General features: G+C 73.9%; 1 pseudogene. It reads left to right on the top strand.

Annotation, left to right across the window (positions count from 1 at the left end):
- A pseudogene (locus G3I78_RS50150) lies at window positions 1-398 on the top strand (hypothetical protein); the annotation flags it as partial.

Here is a 398-nt window from a genome sequence, read left to right as displayed (position 1 = left end):
TGGCCGTCGCGCCGATCGCCGCGACGCTGGTCACCCTGCCGGCGCTGCTGCGCGCCGTGGAGCCCGGCGAGGAGATCGCCTGGCGGGAACTGACCGCCGGACTCGGCCTGTTGATCTGCTCGACCCTGCTGTCCCAGGTCGTCGTCAACGCCGCGGTGATGAGCACCAAGCTGCTCGCCCCCACCGACAGCGTGCTGATCGCGGCGCTGCTCAACGCCCTGGTCCTGGCCCGGGTGCCGCTGTTCGTCTTCGGCTCGCTGCAGGCCTCGCTGCTCGGCGGACTGACCGCCGCCTACACGGCAGGCGACCGGGCGGCGTTCTCCGCGATGCTGCGCCGGATCGGCGTGGTCGTCGGGGCGCTCGGCCTGCTCGGGGGAGTGCCCGCGACCGTGCTCGGC

It is taken from the genome of Streptomyces sp. SID13726 (genome assembly GCF_010548375.1).
Taxonomy (GTDB): domain Bacteria; phylum Actinomycetota; class Actinomycetes; order Streptomycetales; family Streptomycetaceae; genus Streptomyces.
Note: the sequence above shows the minus strand (reverse complement) of the source record. Positions and strands in the feature narration are given on the sequence as shown.